The sequence below is a fragment of the Novosphingobium sp. G106 genome (genome assembly GCF_019075875.1).
Lineage (GTDB): Bacteria > Pseudomonadota > Alphaproteobacteria > Sphingomonadales > Sphingomonadaceae > Novosphingobium.
Genome location: NZ_JAHOOZ010000002.1, coordinates 278,102 through 295,474, shown reverse-complemented (window position 1 = coordinate 295,474; position 17,373 = coordinate 278,102). Strand labels below are relative to the sequence as shown.

The window sequence follows — 17,373 nt, the reverse complement described above, 5'->3', positions numbered from 1 at the left end:
TCTGCGATCGCACAGTGTGGGACGCCGGCGTCGCTGAGCTAGGCCGACGCACCAATGGCCGCCGCGGAGAAAGTGGCGCCTTCCTGCTCGGGGAGCCCGGCGCGACTTCAACAATCCGCCAGTTTATCTTCTACGACGATATCGACCCGGACGCGCTGAATACGGGCATCGTCTTGATTGACGGGCGCCGGCTTGGGGCGCTCTGGAAGATTTGCCGAGACACAGGCTTGAAGGTTGTTGCTGATGTCCACGTCCATCCGGGCAGCTTCCGTCAAAGTCCGTCCGACCAGGCGAACCCTATCATCGCAGAAGCCAACCACATTGCCCTGATCCTGCCTGATTTCGCTCAAGGCTCCAATCTTCCCGGTCGGATCGGCGTCCATCGCTACCTTGGCAATCGAAAGTGGCGCGACGAGAGCGATTACTTATTCCCGCCGTTTCACGTGGGCAAATACCTATGGCGCTGACCCCTGAGCTTTCGCGACTGGCGAAAATGCTGATCGATGCGGAAGGTATCACACACGAGGAGGCAGAGACCCGACTCCGCTCGATGACGCTTGAGATCGTCGTCGGTCGCGACGCGCACAGCGTAGCCGGCCACAATGCTATCCTGACGGCGGTGGCGGTTGGCGCGAAATCCTTCGTCGGTGGTGTCGCAGTGAAGCTGGTTGAAGATACTAAACTACTCTCAACCCTGCCGGTCGGCACCACGACGTTGCGTGCGGCAATCGTATCTCTGGGCGCGATCGCACTCGACGCGCCCGCTTTGGCCACGATAGCAATCGGAGAAGTTGACGCAGGTATCGCCATCGACGCGCATGCCTGGTGGGATGGTTGGAAAGCGGGCTCGAGCTCTCAGCCAATCGCCCAAGGGGCTGATGATAATCCTCTCACTGGCGTAGTTGCGGGCGCGGCAGCTGTCGCGCAGGCTTTCGCCAACCTCCGGAATGCAAAATATCCGAGCGTCTCCGCATTCGACCTCTGGCCGCAGAGGACCGGTGGGGAGCCGCCTGCATTCGGATCGGTCTATTTCCCCGGCTCGCTTTGGCTGCTGGGACTCGGCAACCTCGGCCAGGCTGCTATATGGTCTCTTTCGGCCCTGCCTTATCCAGATCCAAGCGAGGTAAAGCTCGTTCTTCAGGACGCTGATCGGATCAGTGCCGAAAACTGGAGCACCTCCGTTCTTGTGCGGTCGGGTCAGTACGGTGAGTACAAGACCGCGCTCAGCGAGGTTTGGGGTAAGGCGAAGGGGTTCGATGTTCGCCGCGTTGACCGCTGGCTAGACGAACACCAGCGTGTTCAGGAGAATGAGCCAACTCTTGCGATCTGTGGCTTCGACTCAATCGAAGCGAGAAAGCACATCGACACGTGCGGTTTTGATGTTGTGGTCGACGCCGGCCTCGGGCGCACTCACACCGATTTCGATCTATTTCGCGTAACGATCTTCGATCGCAACTATTCACCAGCCGCCCATTTTGACGACCCGATAAAGGCGCCAGCTCCTTCGCCGCACGATTACGAGGCGCTGCTGGGCCTCGACAAATGCGGCGCTGCGCTGTTCCAGGGTATCGCCGTCGCTGCGCCGTTTGTCAGCTCCATTGCTGCGGCAATCGCGGTGGCACGCGCTATCGCGATAAGCAGTGGCGCTAAGGTTCCGAGGAATGAGAAACGCCGTCTGTCGGCGGAGTCGAGGATTGCTCCGGAATTCCTGCCTATCGCTCGCGGCATTATTCGTGTCTCGCAACAGCCCTAAGGCTGGCCCGACGAGAGAAAAAGGGAGGAAGACATGCAGTCGCGCAACGGTGCCCAACTGTTCTCGGCGAGCGATCTGGTGAATTTTATGGGGTGCGCGTACGCGACAGTTCTGGACTTGCGCCAGCTTGTCTCGCCCGTCGAGTTTCCGGCCGACGATGATCAGGTGGTGGGCCCGCCGGTTCGCGGTGGCGCAGGCAGCAGGAGCCGAGGATCCTGCCGTTTAGATGTGATCGAACACTGAGCCCATGCGGGGACTGAACAGCCGCTCGTAAGTGCTGAGCAGGAATCCGTCAGTCATTCCGGCTATGTGGTCGCAGATCACACGCATTGGGTCGTTCGATGCCTCGTAACGCGCCCGGGTGGTCGCAGGGAGTAGTGATCTTGGATCCGTCGCGAGCGCGTCAAACACCGCGACGACCATGTTCTGACCCTTGAATTCAAGTTGCTGAACTGACGCGCTGCGGATGACCTTTTCTTTCACTGCCTTCTTGAGCGCCTTGAGGAAGTTTTTCTGGCGCTCGGGAAGGTCGACCCGGTAGCGCATCAGCGGAGTCTCGAACTCATCGATCGTTGTGACCTGCACTGATGTGATGAGGTGCGTGACCATCCGGCCGATGTTCCGCTTGCGCGTCTTCTGATCGCCCGTGAGAACGCGGATGAAGGCATCGTAGACGTGGTTTCCGAAATCTTCGCGTCCTCGAAGGTACTCGAGGAAGCTGAGGCAGGACTCCTCGGGGATCATCGACGTGATGTCGCCTGGCCCCATGAGCCCCATGGCCAATGCATCCTCTAGATCGTGCACACCGAATGAAATATCGTCGGCGAGATCCATGATGCTGCAGTCGAACGTCTTGTGCCTTGTCTCGCCGTGATCGCCGTCGACAGTTTTCCAAGACGTAAACAGGTCGCGGTCGGCCTGGCTCACATGTTCCAGCAGCCAATCAACCACGTCCGTCTCAGCGTCTAGGTAGCATTTGGGCGGCCTGCAGGCCTTTCGATTTATCAGTTGCACAACTGACGTCTTGTCCAGCAGCTTGGGCTGCAGATCCTCCGCACTGCTGCGCACCTCGCTCATCGGGGCTGGATACTTGAGGATACCGAGTAGAGAGCGGCGCGATAGATTTGCCCCGTTACTATCGGAGAAACTTTCGAGCCGGCTTAGAATACGCAGTGTCTGCCCATTGCCCTCGAAGCCGCCATTGTCGCGCATGCCGTAGTGAAGCGCGACTTCGCCTCCGTGACCGAATGGCGGATGGCCCAGGTCATGTGTTGCGCCGATAGCCTGGATCATCGTGAGGTCAGGGATCCACGGGGCAGCCGGATGGTCGGCGAAGTCTTTCTGGAGCTGGCGGGCGATGCCACCGGCGACCTGGGCGACCTCGATCGAGTGAGTCAGGCGGTTCCTATAGAAATCACTGTCGCCCAGGTTGAGTATCTGGGTCTTGCCCTGGAGCCGCCGGAAGGAGGCCGAATGCACGATGCGCCCGTAGTCAGTGGCAGCTGCGTCGCGTGCGTCGGCCGATCCGGGATTCCAACCCTCGCGGCGTGCAGTCCACATTTCTTCGATGGCGTCGCTGGTCATCTAGGTCAACTGTCCCATGTTCATCGCCGCGTAAAACCGGCCGCCGCGCGGACACGATCAACTTCATTACGACAGTTCGGCTCGGATCACCCTATCAGGGAAGGCGGATTGTGCGAGAAAATCGTAGAATGACGGGTATGAGCCTACGGTAGGTTTCAGGGGTTGTACCCGATGCATAGAACGGCCGTGATGGCGACGTCGCCTGTTATCCAGAATTTGGTCACGCGCCTTAGCGACCGTTTGATGCGCCGCAATTACCGGAAACCACCATTCACGCCAGGGGAATTCATTTTCGATCTCCAGGCCAAGGGTACGTCCAAGATCGCTTTGATACTAAAAGAGAACAACGAATGGCCTATCGCGATCAAGTTTGCTCGCTCTCAAGCTCGATCGCTGGCTTCAGCAACTGATGCACGAGTCCCATAAGTTGGCCTTTCGTGACCTGCGCCTTACACGAGACATCCACCTTGGCGACGCCAAGCATTTCCCGGCCGCCGTCGATGCCGAAACTGCGCACCATACCGCTCTCACCGTTCGGGCGGGTTGGATAGAGCAGCATCAGGCGTGGGCATTGATAGAGCCGGGCGTAGGCCATCATTTGATAGACATCTGCTTGCGAAAGACCCTTCTTTCGCGAGAGCGGGTCGGCGGGAAGCGACTTCCATTTGGTGTCGATCACGGCGAGCTCCTTGTCCCCCCGCCGGAGCAGGATGTCGGGCCTCGTTTGGAACGTGTGGCCTCTGGTCTCTTCGTCCTCGGACCATTCGCCGAGGCAATACCGCAGCCCACCCTGTTCGTGGACGTCGATGTCCGTGCCTCTGAGAGCGCGGCGTAGCAGTGCCGCGATGTAGGCTTCGAACAATTTGTTCATTGGGAACAGCAGCGTGATCCCATCCTCGCGCGCGCAATCGCGGTGCGTTCCTTGCCACTCACGGCGCAAGAAGAGCTTTGCGAGTTTGAAAAGGGTCTCCCAACGGCGGCTAGTCCTGTCGATCTGGATGCGCTCCCAAGGAAGCGCTGCCAAAGGGAGTTCGCCTATGTCGGCGAGAACGAACCGAAGCTCGTCGAGGCGGCGCTGCGTTTCGACAGCGCGCGCGTGTCGTCTCAGATATAGGACGCAGGTCTTCATGACCTGCATCAAGGGAATGTTGGAGGATAGCGCATCGTAACGGCAGGCGAGTCTGTCGGGGCGGACTGCGTTGACCGTGAACTGGCGTGCGACGTCAATACGCCCACGGAGCGACGGCAGGTCCTCTTCGACTGGCAAATAGGCGCGTGGTAATCCGCGGCGGGTCTCGGCCAGAAGACGGTCGGCAAAGAGCCGGATCAGAAGTTCCAACAGACTGTCGCTTTGCTGCCCCATCCCTGCCGAGATGCCTTCGCCGATCTCGAGACCCAGTGCGACGTCGAGCATCTGCACGAGGCGCCGACGGACGGAAGACGCCCCCTCATCGGGCCCGTCGGGATCGACCTTGGGCAGGATCTCCAGGCTGCAACCTGGGGCAGCGATCACGCCCACCATCTGTTTTGCGCGTAGATGGCGGTAATGATCGGACAGGACTGCACTGCCGTCGTTGCCGCCTAAAGAATGTTCGTTCGCCGCGGCGATCAAGGCGTTTGCCTGCGCACGGGAGAACTGCCGCTGGCCAGCGGAATCGCCCACGGCGATCTTTCCCCACTCGCTGGCTTGAAGGTGCGTCACTCGGCGGCGTCCGCGTCAGTGTCTGGTTCGTCCTCGTCGTTGGCTGCAGGCGCCTCCGAAGCTGGGGCACCCTTGAGCAGTTGCTGATAGGCGCCGGGGCCAAAGCTGTTCTTGACGAACCAGCTCTCACGATCATCGCCATCGAAGCCGGGCGGCGCCTTGAGCTTGCGAAGACCGATGAAACCGTCTCCCAGCACGGCGTGGATCCGACTCCAGTCCTCGAAGAAATATTCTTGCAGGAGCGGGATCACCTTTTCCCGCATCGCCTCATCCACCGCCTCGGCGCTATCGCACCCCATGAAGAAGGCATGGCCGATCCTGTGCTCACGGTCGATCAGGTACTCGACCCTGTCATTTATCGCGCGGAGCGCCGAAGCTAGGTCGATGCCCTCCACGGACGTTAGAAGCTCTGGCTGCGGTGCGATCTCGCGGAAGGTGAAGCGCCGCCGAAGGGCCGTATCGAGCAGCGCGATCGAGCGGTCCGCCGTGTTCATAGTGCCGACGATATGGAGATTGGCTGGCACCCCGAACGACTTCTTTGAATAGGGCAGGGTGAGCGTGAGCGCGTTATCCATTCCGACCCGCTTGTCGGGCTCGATTAGGGTAATGAGCTCGCCGAAGACCTTGGAGATGTTGGCGCGATTGATCTCGTCGATGATGAGGACGTAGGGCTCCGGCGTTCCGCTTGTCGCCCCGGCGTCGCCGCCGCTCGCGACGATCTGCTCGAGGCCCTCCCAGTTCACGTTCCCACTGTTGAGTTGGTAGGCCGATACCTGGCTGAGCTCTTTTGCGTAAATGAGCTCGCGCGGTAGGCTCTCTTCGCTGTGCCAAAGCCAACGGACCTTGCGCCGGTGATTGTATTCGCCGTTGCGGCCGGGGACGAACTGATAGGGACCCGCGATCTCACCAATCGCCCGGAACCGGCGGTTGCCATCCGAGATAACGACCAAGGAGCCAGCCTGCATTGCGATCCGAAAGGTGTACATCTGGGACATGTTGGGATCGTTGCCTGTGGCTTCAGGATGATCCTGCCGCCAACGCTCCTTGATCGCTTCCCACTGTTCGAAACGCGGATCCGACCAGTCGACGTCACCTCCCCATCCGAGCACCACATAACCATCGCGGATGGCGTCCTGGTAGATGGCATCGTCCGCCGCGTTGCGGCTGCGCCCCAGGGACATCTTGAAGATCTTGCGGTCGCGATCGATCACATGCGCTTGGGTGTCGAGCGCCTTACCCCTGTTGCTCGCTGCGAGCTCTGCGATCTGCTTGAAGATGCCGTCCTGCGGCTCAAGGCTGAAGCCGGCTTCGGAAGGCGCATCGGGTTCGCTGGTGCCCGAGACGGGGCGTAGGCCTTCGATGAAATCCTCGTAGCTGAAATTCTGGTGGAACGTGACGAAGCCGATCCGTCCTTTTTGCTGAAGCGCACGATAGAGCGCCATCAGCTCCGCCCGGCTATCGGGCACCGCCTCGTCGCACAGTCGCACTGCCTCGCGCGCAGTCGCAAAGGTCTTGCCGGTGCCCGGAGGACCGTAGAGAATTAGATTGGTAGGGGCGGGCATGCGAGGTTCCTCGGTTGGCTCAGAGGTTTCGATTGCTTCGGCGGTGAGGCGGGACTGGCAAGTCTCCCAGAGAAAGCCCTGTACGTCCCAGAGGTCGCGCGGTGCCCAATGCCACTCGTCGCGCATGACCTTATCGATCTCTCGCGCAAGCGCGAGGACGCCCTCCAACTCGTCTCGAGTTAGGGGTTGCGCTCCGAATGTCGAGCGATGGAGCAGCATTTTCGAGGCGTTTTCTATGGGCTTGGAGCGGATGCCGAGCATGTCCGGATCGACGAGCGCGCGTAACATCGTCGGGATAGTGCGACTTTCGGCATAGGGATTGGCTTGGAAGCCGTGTTGCGAAATCAGCGGCCACGTCTCTTCGGTGAAGGCGCCGATCGCCGTTACGCCTTCGCGGGCGCGGACCAACTTTCCGGCAGCGGTCTCCAATCGATTGGGATGAGTGGCCCTCACGTCCGCGACCAGTTTTGCGATGCGCCAGTCCAGAAGATTGCTCGGCAAACCACCACGACCGGAAAGTAGGTCCAGTAGCGCGCCACCGATGATCGCATCCGTCGCGTCCACGTGCTGCAGCATCAGCTCGCTGGCTTTTGCTGTCAGGGCTCTTTTGTAGCTGGACTGTGCATTAGCGAAACTACCGCTTTCCTCGAAGTTGCGGAATTCGGGATGCAATTCAAGGAAGCGAGCGCGCAACCGGTCCAGTGCAGCGCGGTCGAGCATCGACCGCGCTCGTTCATACCAGTCCAGAAGTGCGGCAAGTTGCTGCGGATCCTGGACGACAATGCGAGACACAGGCTGTGGCGGCGTACCTTCCGGCGGAATGTGCTTCAGGCGGCTGGGCAGGTTCGAATGACGGGCTTCGGTGGGAGCGTAGCGTCGAGCTATGGTGTTCGCTGGTGCAAGACCGCCTTCGAGCCAGATTTGAGCGCGCTTGGCCTCTCGATCGAGGGCAATTTGTCTTTGGTCACTTAGCGCAAAGCCAATGATTTTCTGGGTTTGCGAGATCGGATCGCCGCATCGCCGCCGTAGTTCGAGTTCAGCCCAGTTGTCGTCTTCCGAAAGCCGAAAGATGAGGATCGCAGTGGAGGATTCCGGCGTACCTGTGGTGGCAGGTTCGGGTAGGCGCGCGAGTTGGAGGAACTTCGCTCCCGTGAGCGCTTGGTAGATATTCCGGAAATGCCCGTCGAGCTTGAGGTCGCGATTGACGTCGCTTGCGGGAATCCGGACTTCATCAAGGCTCCGTCGTCGCGCTGGAACGACATAGTGATCAAGCGCATAGTGCCGAATCCGATCAGCCACCGACAAAGGTGCGGCGCCAATTTCGCGGCAGAATTCACCATACTGCTGCGTGCTGCGTATCGCTTTGCGCAGCCGCTCTTCGAAATTCTCAGATCGCGGGACCAGCGCCAGCGGGGGACGCTTGCCCGAGGGCAGATCCGTCAGCACTTCTTCCAACGCGCGGATTATCGCCGCGAGTTGATCGCGATTGAACTCCGTGTCGAGATCAGCATCGGGAAGGCCAAAGTCCGGCATGGCCGCTTCCACGCGCTTGAGTCTTGCGATGTCGCTGTTCACCGAGTGCTCGGCATACCCCTGTGCCAGCATCCATCGCTTGAACTCCGCATCCCTCACTTAGCCCCCTCCTTCACCGTCCGGGCCAGCCTATTCACTCGGCGCAAGTGGTCCACCGATTTCGCATCAAGATCCAATAATTTCGGATTGGCGAGCACCGGTGCGAGAGGCCTTGCGCGGTCGACGGCGGCATTCGACAGGGGGCTCGGTAAGAAGAATTCGGCATGGCAAGGCTGATCTTCGGGCGCCCTGAGAGCGGTTGTACGTCGGATCAGCTCTTATTTGCTCCGCGCCGATTTTTCTCGAGAAGACGATCTAGACTGGCGATCGGCATCAGGGTCGAAGAACCAATTTTGACCACGTCGATGGCTCTTTCTTGGATCAGTTCGTAGATCTTCCACCGCCCGATGCCGGTCATCTTCACTGCGGTCGATATACGAACGCTGAGGGGAGCGATCACGCAAATCTCTGTGGTTGGTTCACTCGAAGAAGCCGGTGGATTTATGCGCTGCATTGCTTGTGACCTTTCATTCAAGGGCCCTGTGATCATGCGGGATTGGAAGGCTGCCACGGCTCGTCATGGCGGCTTTGCTGCAAGATGGAGCTACCGTACCCTCGGAATTTGTCCACTGCGTCAACGCGCGTTCCCCGGTAGCAGGTTGCACAAGAGCAGTTCGACCTTGGGGCCGACAACGGGCCGTCAACCGAATTCGAGATGCATGACCCGGCCCGGCGTCCAGGCACTCGGCAAGATGAATGTTTGCCCGTCAGAGTGGTTCTGGAACAAGCGATCCCGGCGCATGAGCAAGGCCGTCCAGGCAGGGGCGATGACTGTAAATAGGCGTTGAACCGGGACCCCATATCGGCGTGCAAAAGGGCCCCCCCTTTGCGGTTTGCAGGGCGGTTGTCCCGGTAGTCCATAGGAGGGACCCGCGGCCGTCGCCGCGCGCCTCCTAAAGCGCTGGCGGTGACGGCCGTGGGAGGTTCCTGTGGACCCACCGGGTCAACCGCCGGGTGGGGGGGTCCGGGGGGAGGGTTTTAGCTCCGGTTTCTGAGGCGCCAGCTGTCGTTGCCGGTCTCGACGATGTCGCAGTGATGCGTGATGCGGTCGAGCAGCGCGGCCGTCATCTTGGGATCGCCGAACACGGTCGGCCATTCCCCGAACGCCAGGTTCGTCGTGATGATCACCGAGGTGCGCTCGTAGAGCTTGCTGACGAGGTGGAACAGCAGCTGGCCGCCCGAGCGGGCGAACGGCAGGTAGCCGAGCTCATCGAGCACGACGAGGTCAAGGCGCGAGAGCTGGGCCGCAAGCGCGCCTGCCTTGCCGAGGCGGCTCTCCTCCTCGAGCCGGTTCACCAGATCCACGGTGTTGAAGTAGCGGCCGCGGGCGCCGGCACGCACGACGCTGGCAGTGATCGCAACCGCGAGGTGGGTCTTCCCGGTCCCGGTGCCGCCGACCAGGACGATGTTGCGCTGTCCGGGCAGGAACGAGCCGGCATGCAGCGAGCGTACCAGCTGCTCGTTGATCGGTGTGCCTTCGAACACGAACGCATCGATGTCCTTCACCGTCGGCAGCCGGGCCGCAGTCATGCGATAGCGGATCGATGCCGCGTGGCGGTGAGCAGCCTCAGCGCGCAGCAGGTCGGTGAGGATCTCCATGGCGGTGCGCTTGCGCTGCATGCCCGTGGTGACCGCCTCGTCGAAGGCGCTGGCCATGCCCTTGAGGCCCAGGCCGCTCATCGCGGCGATCATCTCATGCCGCTGCACGGGCGCCTCGCAGCAGGTCGTATCGAGCACAGTCCGCGGTCGGCGGGTGGCTGAGCGCCAACGCTTCGGACGTCGCGATGGTCAGTGGTCGGGGCGGCTCGCGCCGTCGTGCCAGGATGTTGAGGATCACATCGTCGCTGGCAGCGCCGGCGGCGAGCGCCTCGCGGATCGCGGCCTCGACCGCTTCGAGCCCGTCGGTGAGCACGGCAGAGAGCACGCGCACGAACCGGCGGTCGGCTTCATCGCCCGTTCCCAGCTTGCGCCTGAGCCGGGCCAGTGCTGGCGGGAGATCCCAGTCCTGGAACGGTGCCCCGTTCCTTAAGGCGCCCGGCTTCTTGGCCAGCACCGGCAGGTAGTGCCAGGGATCGAGGATCATCCGATCGCGGCCGAAGAAGCGGGGATGCTCGGCGACCACCTCGTCGTCGAGGCGGACCACGATCCGGTCGGCATAGGCGCGAACCTGCACCGCACGCCGGGCCGCCTTGGCCATGACCGAGTAGCGATTGCGGTCGAAGCTGATCAGGCAGGTGCCGGTTACCGCGTGCGGCGTCTCGTGGAAGCCGTCGAACGGCGCCAGCATCGCCTGGAGCGCCGGGCGCTCGGCGTCCCATGCCTCGGCGATCGTCAGCTCGCGCTGATCGGGATGGGGATGCAGCGCCGCCCAGCGGCGGCACTCGGCCTCAAGCCACCCGTTCAGTTCCTCCAGGCTCGCAAAGCGTAATCGGGGCTGGAAGAACCGGCCGCGCATCGTCTGCACCTGGTGCTCGACCTGGCCCTTCTCCCAACCCGCCGCTGGCGAGCAGGCGGTGGGCTCGATCATGTAGTGGTCGGCCATGATCAGGAACCGGCGGTTGAAGACCCGCTCCTTGCCCGTGAACACCGTCGTGACCGCGGTCTTCATGTTGTCGTAGATGCCCCGCGTCGGCACGCCGCCGAAGAAGGCGAACGCCCGCGCGTGGGCGTCGAACACCATCTCCTGCGTCTCGCGGGGATAGGCCCGCACGAACACCGCCCGCGATGCGCAAAGCCGCATATGCGCGACCTTCACACGCATCGGCTTGCCGGCGATCTCCACATCCTCGTGGCTCCAGTCGAACTGGTATGCTTCGCCCGGCCGGAACATCAGCGGGATAAACGCCGCCGCGCCGTCGCCGGCATCCTTGCGCCGATCGTCCAGCCAGCGCTTCGCATAGCGCCTCACGGCATCGTAGGAACCGTCGAACCCCTCGCGCAGCAGCAGGTCGTGGATCCGCGTCATCCGCAACCGCTCGCGCCGGGGTCGTGCCTCGTTCTCCGTCAGCAGAGTATCCAGGCGCTCCTGGAACGGGCCGATCCGGGGAAGCGGCTGCACCGACCGCCGATAGGCAAATCCCGCTTCCGGGGCGCGGATCGCCTTCCTTATCACCTTGCGCGACACCCGCAGGTCACGCGCGATCGCCTTGATCGATTTACCGTCGGCGTGCTCGCGCCGGATCCTTACTACCGTCTCCAAAATCAACATCCCGATCCCGCCGCCTGGCTACAACCAAGCCGACGCACCTAAACCATCGAGATGGGGGTCCCTTTTAGATGCCGATCACCCCCATAACGGGGGCCTTTTTGCACGCCGATCCACAGCGATGACCTCGCGAGTCCTGTCGGAGGGGCCAGGATAGTTCCTCGAAAGCCAGCCCAACACTTGTTTGATGTACCATTTTTGCAGCCGTGAATCGTCGAGCTGCTCGGTCATCTGAGGCAGCGCTGCCACGTCAATGTAGAACGCGATATCGTCGACCGGTGGCAGCAACTCCTGCGCAATTGTTTGTGGCGCCGGGCGTTCGCTGATCCTTAGGTGGCCGATAACCGAAGGCAGTTGGGACCAGTTGTAAGGGCGGGCCCAGGCGGCATCAGCGTGCTGCGAATCTTTTATGATGTTCGCGCGTTTTGCGCCACTCCTTTCCATTTCAAGAGCGCGTTTTTCAACCTCGCGATCGATCTTCGGGCGGGTCAGCACAGCCGCTTCGAGCTCGTGTCTGAGGTGTTCCTCATCGTTGTCTATCAACCCCATTTCGATGGCCAAAGACACGCGCGCCAGGTCGAGTTCCGCCAACAAATTTTTGCATGCCAGCCGCGCAGCGGCGAGGTCGCCGAGCGCTGCCAAAGCTCTCGCGATAGACTGCTCAGGGTTCATACTGCGCGCGTCCTCAAACGTAGTTTTCAGACGCGGAAGCGGGTTGTCGCGAGCGATGTTTGCCATCTCGAGGACCCGCGCTTGGATCTGGTCGAGGCCCAATTTCGCGTCGCCAATCTCGGCAAGAAGACCGCTGGCCGCGGGGAAATTGTGGTCGAGAATATCGCGAGCCTGGATGCGGCGGAGCGCGATAGCCTTTTCGGATTTCCGTCCCCGCGGCGATTTTTTGGAAGGAGTGTGGCCGGTCGTCATGATTGTCTCCAAATCGATTGCAGCCATGTTTTAGGACGATGAGGGGTGTGGCCAACCGGCTAACCATCAATTAGCAAAAACAGGAAGATCAGAATAATTGGTAAACTGTGTACCTAAGGAAATAGCGCCGTGTGGCTGCTTGGTGGCTTCGTGTTTGATCGGGAGGCGCACTACCGCTGATTGATAATTTACGATCCAAGTGACCGAGGAGGCGGACCGCGCGCTGCTCATTTCGGTGCGAGCGGCTTAGTAGGGGCCGGGCAGGCATTAATTTGCTCAAACCGAGTTTCTGAAATTGTTGGCGCGATTTCGTTGGGTGCGCGCGCCCTCCCAGAATCGAACCGAGAGCACGCCGCTCCGGTTTCGAGGTGCATGTGGGTTACGGAGGTGTTCCGAATTTAAAGATGCGGCTGAGCTCGCTCAGCACTGCCGTCGACAGGCTGATCGGTGGCTTCGAGCCCGAGGACGTTTTCGGGTGGTGGGGTGTCGGAAACAACCCGACCTCGCCGACTGTCAATTCGGCAAGTGAGGCCTCCATTGCCCCGCGGTTTCGATTTCATATTCCGATGCGGCGCGCGCTCAGACTGAGCACAGAGGACGGGCGCACCTCCTTCCATTTTTCGCACCGCTCCGTTGCTCGTACGCGAATGGGAACGCAGGTCGATGGCATGGATGCAGAGCGTGGTGCTGCGGCGGCGCACTGCGGCTACATCGAGCGCGAATCCGCCACCGTGAAAATCTTCTCGGCCGAACCTGAGGTGGCCGTCTCTTATGCGTCCTTCGAATACGCTAGCGCAGAAGCGGTTCTCAAAAAATCCGCGGTCGCTGAAGACATGCAAGGACCGGCTCGGCGCGATCCAAATTTTGTGGGGGATGCGATGCCACGGTGCATTGGGCGAGGAGCCCGGGCCGCAACGACGCGCCAGCTTGGTAACGGTGATCGGGCGGCTACGGAGGCGATTGCATCGCATGGCGGTGCCTGCATCCTCAGCAACATTTCAGAGGACCCCGCCGAACGCGTTAGGTTCTGGCAACTCGTCGAGGAGCACGAGGCCCTGCCGGCTGCGGACATGATGTCACTAGACATTCAGAGAGCGCCAGCTTTCTGGGCAAGTGTCATGGTTCATCCCAAATGTCCGGTCGAGCTTCGCACGGCGCTTGAAACTGAAACCGCCCATAGGAAATTTGTCATCTCCTCCGGCCGAAAGGTGCGCGCGTTTCTTTCGTCACTCGATGGGTGGAGCGGCAACCGAAAGAAGCGCGTCGGCGAGACGCAGGAGGGCTATCGATTGTCCAAGGACTCTTTCGCGAAGTTTCACGATGGGCGCGGTGGTCGGATCCAGTCCCGGGTCATCGCCGAACTGCCGAACGAATTGAGCCCCGCCGGCCGCCTTGGGGTGATGCGCAGCTTCTGTCGCGAGTTCGAACGAAATGGCCTCCCTTTCAACGCGGCGTTGCATGCGCCGGATCATGCAAACGATGAGCGTCAATGGCACTTTCATCTGGACTACTACGACCGACCGTGCCGCCGCCTGACATCGATCGATTTTGAGAAGGCGCGAGAGCTGGGGTATGTCTCCGCCGAGGCAGTAGCGGGTGATTGGGATTTCGCCGCGCGATTCTGCAGCGACCAGCGCCGTAAAAGCAGCCGCCTGTTTCGCCAGGACAAGGTCCGGGATGTGCGCCGGAAGGATTGGATAGGCTATCTCCGTGGTCGTTTCGCCGCCCAGGTGAACGAAGCGCTCACACGCGAGGGACATGAGCGTCGGTACGATCCTCGAACCTATGAGCAAATGGGCATCGCAGCAAAGCCTGGCGAACATCTGGGCACCAAGCTTTCCGCCGCAGAGGGCAAGGGAAAGGTCAGCATCGTTGGGGTCAGAAATGAGCGGAAACAGTGGGAAGTGATCGTCCAGCAGCTAGACGATCAACTCATCGACGGACACCGCCGCCGAATACTCGCGATACAACGTCGACGTCGCGAACTGGAGGAGGCTAGCCTCAGGCCTAGCCTGAGCGAACCGATCGAGGACCGCATCCGGCTGCTGGACGATGCGTGGGAGCGGCTGATCGATGCGGAGGATGTGGGCGAACGAGTGCATCAGCTGACGGCGCGTGTATGTTCAAGGGCGGCTTACATCGAGCGGATCAACGATCGATGGCTGGCAGCGCACAATGCGGGTGCCTGCAGTCTGAGTCCGGCACAGCAAAAGGAGCGAGAGGCGCTGCGAACCGCTGCGCGCGACCATCTCGAGCGTCTAAGACCCCTCCGGGCGGAATCGGCTGAAATCGTAGAAATGTCCTCAGCGACCTGCCTCGCAGCACGTGCGCAGATGTCGGAATGCGAGCGCGTCGTTGATGACCACTTCAAGGCTGCGGTTAATCAGCAGGCGTCGGAGCGCATCGCTCAGATCCCGCAGATGGCCTCCGAGCAGGAAAAGGCCGCTGGGCCGGTTAAGGCCCTGGGCGAGCCCGCGTCTGCCACTCAGCAGCCGTCCGCCGCGAAAAGGTCGGAAGCTGCTACCGCCGCCAGCCCGGTGGCTCCAGCACGGCAGGCCGTCGAACAAGCTCCTATCGATCAGAGACCCACCACGGCACCGACGTCAGAAGTCGGCCCGGCTAGCAACGATGCCGCCAAAGGAGCGGTCCGCCGTCTGAGCGTCGTCGATCGTCTTACAAATGAGGGCCTGCGCATCCGTTTGGTAGAGGGACGGATCCGGTTCAGTGATCTCGCGCGGCGCCAGCTCGACGTCCGCCAGGAAGATGCTGCCGATAAACACTTCGTGCAGCGTCTGCAGGACATCGCCCGTATGCAGGATCGCGAGCTCACACGCCTTTCAGCCCATGCCACCGCGCAACCAGATCGTGTTCGCATCGACGAAGCTGCGGGTGAGTTCAGCTTGTCGCGGCGCACACCGGAAGAGCTTGTCGCGCTCGATCGCAAATGGCGCGGCGAACCCGAGTACCAGCACGAACTGAAACGGATCTTCGATAATTATCAGAAACGGCTCGCAGCCGCACAGGCCGCCGCTGCCGAGGCCGATGCCATACGAAAGCGTGAAGTTGAGGCAGCACGCCGGCGCGATGAAGCCCAGCGGGCCGCTGCGCGCGTTGCGCAAGCACGCCAGGATGAGATTGATGAACGCGAGCGTCAGCGCCAGGAACGGTTGCAGCGTTTTAAAAAGGGCGTTCCGATACTGATCGATCCGGAAGAAGCGGCCATAGGACGGGCAGCAGCTCAGCGAGAAGAGCAAAAGCGCAGAGAGTTGGAGAAGCGCTCAATTCGCCTGAGGCCGGAGCAGATTGCAGCCCTGGACAGCGTCAACATGCGTGCAGCCATCGACAAAGCCAACGAACGTCCTCGTTCCGGTTTGAATGCCCAGGGACGACACCCTCTCATTGACCGCTGGCTAGAAGCCCTGGACAAACGAATGGACACACATGAGCGTGAGGCTCGCGCTGCGCAGATCGTCAACGACGCGGAAGCTTTCGCGGAATTGGCGGCTATCGATCGCACCACTGCCGAGCGCATCCGTGAAGATGCTCGCCGACGCGCCGAGCAGTCAAGAAACTCGAACTCTTTATGGCGGTCTCGCGGTTTTTGACGGTTTGGCGACAGCGTTCAGGCCCGGTATACTAGGCGCGCATCCAGCCTATTATCGCCTAATGTCCCGCGAGTCCTTACAGTCCTACACGGCCTCATCGCGGGAGGCCACGTCGCCATCGCAATGGTTCGCTCGCCGACGGCCATAGCGTGAGATCGGGGGTTAGGTTGATGCTTTCGCTGACCAATTCTGTCTTCACGCTCATGTGGCAGTCCGCACAAGTCGCGATATACCGAGGTATCGGTCGCTCGAAGGTCATGAGGTCAGTTTCCAGCCGGCGAAGTCCGCAAATCGCCCGGGGTTGGGCGGATTGGCACTTCGAGCAAGCTTCTCTAAAAAGCGCTCCAACCCGCTCGGACGCGTTCTCCATTGAACGCATTCGACCTTTTCTTGACCTATGCGTTCTAAAGTCCGAAACATCGCTTAACCTAACCCGCAATTTAGGAGGATTTGAAATGGCTGCACCGCTTATCGACGCCCCTACGCGGCGGAAGGCAAAATTCAAGGCACGTCCTCAGCCTCAAGTCGATCGTAAGGATCTGATCGAGCGCGCTTTCGATGGCTTCGAAAGGACGTTCGAGGGTCTTGCAAAGTGATATTCTGTGGCTGACGTTCGAGGACGTTAGCCGCCTTCATGAAATCAGCTTAGAGAAATTTGGAGGCGCGGCCGGCTTTAAAGACGAGTCGGCTGTGCACTCTGTTCTCAATGCTCCTCAGGATCGGGCCTATTACAACGGCGAGGATGACCTCCTCGCCTTAGGGATCGTCCTCTTGGGGACGGGTTGGTCATTTGCTCCTTCTGCGGTAGATTTTACCTATGGGCAACTCGCCAGCAGAAGTCGCCGCAAGGGCACGATCACCTGCTTTCAAGGCTGAAATGGCTGCAGCAGGCGGTGGAATGCTGCTTCGAGCTCAGGTCGCTGAGTTCCTGAGGGTCTCTTCAGGCATCATCGATCAGAAACTGCGTGACGAAGGGATTCTCGGGGTACCATGGGGCGAGGGCATAGGATTCCCCGCCGCCCAGTTTCTCGCGTCTATCGAAGTCGCCGGTGTCACTGACGGATTCCATGGCAGAGCGGTCCCAGGCCTCCCAGATATCTTGGAAAGCTTCGGGGGGCATGGACGAATGGGGCCAGCTGCAACTGCTGGTGACGCCGCTTGAGGGCTTTGCTGAAACATCTGCCTCGATCCTTCAAATGCTGGCCACTGGCGTTGATCGGGACACGCTTATTCACCTCTGTGGCCTAGTCGGAGGATGGTCCACGGCAATGGTGATGAAGTCTAAGCGCGATCTCGTTGAGAAGCTGAACTAGGCCACTGCTCGACCGGACTCCAGCTATATTCATGCAGGGTGGCATAATAATTTTCAAATTTCATCCTACAATCTATCCTATAAATTATTCTAT

General features: G+C 60.7%; 14 protein-coding genes. 6 read left to right on the top strand and 8 right to left on the bottom strand.

Annotation, left to right across the window (positions count from 1 at the left end):
- Positions 1-14: 14 nt before the first annotated feature.
- Genes KRR38_RS31495 through KRR38_RS31485 form a run of 3 tightly spaced genes read left to right on the top strand, consistent with a single transcriptional unit; the run spans position 15 to position 1,996 of the window.
- Positions 15-467 carry a hypothetical protein gene (locus KRR38_RS31495; RefSeq protein ID WP_217407764.1) on the top strand — a complete coding sequence of 151 codons (453 nt, stop codon included), beginning with the start codon at positions 15-17 and terminating at the stop codon, positions 465-467.
- Positions 458-1,753 (top strand): hypothetical protein, encoded by a 1,296-nt coding sequence (locus KRR38_RS31490; RefSeq protein ID WP_217407763.1) that lies wholly within the window; start codon positions 458-460, stop codon positions 1,751-1,753. The genes KRR38_RS31495 and KRR38_RS31490 overlap by 10 nt, the downstream gene beginning before the upstream one ends.
- A gap of 33 nt (positions 1,754-1,786) precedes the next feature.
- Positions 1,787-1,996 (top strand): hypothetical protein, encoded by a 210-nt coding sequence (locus KRR38_RS31485; protein WP_217407762.1) that lies wholly within the window; start codon positions 1,787-1,789, stop codon positions 1,994-1,996.
- Here the strand turns inward: KRR38_RS31485 and KRR38_RS31480 are convergent.
- The 7 genes from KRR38_RS31480 to KRR38_RS31450 all read right to left on the bottom strand — a co-directional run bounded on the left by KRR38_RS31480 (position 1,976) and on the right by KRR38_RS31450 (position 12,362).
- Positions 1,976-3,337 (bottom strand): anti-phage deoxyguanosine triphosphatase, encoded by a 1,362-nt coding sequence (locus KRR38_RS31480; protein WP_254515805.1) that lies wholly within the window; start codon positions 3,335-3,337, stop codon positions 1,976-1,978. The two genes, KRR38_RS31485 and KRR38_RS31480, sit on opposite strands and share 21 nt — an antisense overlap.
- 364 nt (positions 3,338-3,701) lie before the next feature.
- Positions 3,702-5,000 (bottom strand): McrC family protein, encoded by a 1,299-nt coding sequence (locus KRR38_RS31475; RefSeq protein ID WP_217407761.1) that lies wholly within the window; start codon positions 4,998-5,000, stop codon positions 3,702-3,704.
- A gap of 35 nt (positions 5,001-5,035) precedes the next feature.
- Positions 5,036-8,233, bottom strand: coding sequence for an AAA family ATPase (locus KRR38_RS37550; protein WP_217407760.1), 3,198 nt, complete (start codon positions 8,231-8,233; stop codon positions 5,036-5,038).
- Between the two features lie 211 nt (positions 8,234-8,444).
- On the bottom strand, positions 8,445-8,633 hold the full coding sequence (locus KRR38_RS36690) for an excisionase (RefSeq protein WP_309141224.1): 189 nt from the start codon (positions 8,631-8,633) through the stop codon (positions 8,445-8,447).
- A gap of 578 nt (positions 8,634-9,211) precedes the next feature.
- Positions 9,212-9,940 (bottom strand): IS21-like element helper ATPase IstB, encoded by a 729-nt coding sequence (gene istB, locus KRR38_RS31460; protein ID WP_217401355.1) that lies wholly within the window; start codon positions 9,938-9,940, stop codon positions 9,212-9,214.
- Complete coding sequence (gene istA / locus KRR38_RS31455; protein ID WP_217406814.1) at positions 9,927-11,441, bottom strand: IS21 family transposase; 1,515 nt, start codon at positions 11,439-11,441, stop codon at positions 9,927-9,929. Before istA ends, istB begins: the two co-directional genes overlap by 14 nt.
- Before the next feature lie 75 nt (positions 11,442-11,516).
- The gene (locus tag KRR38_RS31450; protein WP_217407758.1) at positions 11,517-12,362 is read right to left on the bottom strand and encodes a hypothetical protein; all 846 of its coding nucleotides are present in this window, start codon (positions 12,360-12,362) and stop codon (positions 11,517-11,519) included.
- Between the two features lie 404 nt (positions 12,363-12,766).
- Here KRR38_RS31450 and KRR38_RS31445 point away from each other — a divergent pair, with 404 nt between their 5' ends.
- On the top strand, positions 12,767-15,967 hold the full coding sequence (locus tag KRR38_RS31445) for a MobA/MobL family protein (RefSeq protein WP_217407757.1): 3,201 nt from the start codon (positions 12,767-12,769) through the stop codon (positions 15,965-15,967).
- Positions 15,968-16,552: 585 nt separating this feature from the next.
- The gene (locus tag KRR38_RS31440; RefSeq protein WP_217407756.1) at positions 16,553-16,843 is read left to right on the top strand and encodes a Fic family protein; all 291 of its coding nucleotides are present in this window, start codon (positions 16,553-16,555) and stop codon (positions 16,841-16,843) included.
- Between the two features lie 64 nt (positions 16,844-16,907).
- Here KRR38_RS31440 and KRR38_RS37155 read toward each other — a convergent pair whose 3' ends face one another.
- The gene (locus KRR38_RS37155; RefSeq protein ID WP_256449646.1) at positions 16,908-17,036 is read right to left on the bottom strand and encodes a hypothetical protein; all 129 of its coding nucleotides are present in this window, start codon (positions 17,034-17,036) and stop codon (positions 16,908-16,910) included.
- 49 nt (positions 17,037-17,085) lie between these two features.
- Between KRR38_RS37155 and KRR38_RS31435 the strand changes: the two genes are divergently transcribed.
- Complete coding sequence (locus KRR38_RS31435) at positions 17,086-17,280, top strand: hypothetical protein (protein WP_217407755.1); 195 nt, start codon at positions 17,086-17,088, stop codon at positions 17,278-17,280.
- Positions 17,281-17,373: the final 93 nt, after the last annotated feature.